1 pseudogene is annotated in these 272 nt (G+C 73.9%); it reads right to left on the bottom strand.

Annotation, left to right across the window (positions count from 1 at the left end):
• Positions 1-272, bottom strand: a pseudogene (locus tag CCN29_RS36800) (glycoside hydrolase family 3 protein); the annotation flags it as partial.

Below are 272 nucleotides of genomic sequence, written 5' to 3'. Positions count from 1 at the left end.
CAGCAGGGTGGTGCCGTGCTCGGCGATCCGGTCGGCGGCGGCCAGGTGCGAGCGGGTGCCGACCACCCGGTCCACACCCGCGTGGCTGACGTAGGGGTCGTCGAAGAGGCCCAGGCGGGCCTTCAGGCGCAGCACGCGCAGGATCGATTCGTCGAGGCGGGCCTCCGTCAGCTCGCCGTCCCGCACGGCCTGGAGGACCGCGTTCCACGCGACGTCCAGGGACGGCGGGTTGAGCAGCTGGTCCACGCCCGCCTTCAGCGCCAGCACCGGCA

It is taken from the genome of Streptomyces pseudogriseolus, assembly GCA_002154585.1.
Taxonomy (GTDB): domain Bacteria; phylum Actinomycetota; class Actinomycetes; order Streptomycetales; family Streptomycetaceae; genus Streptomyces; species Streptomyces pseudogriseolus.
This window is presented reverse-complemented; position numbering and strand designations above follow the sequence as displayed.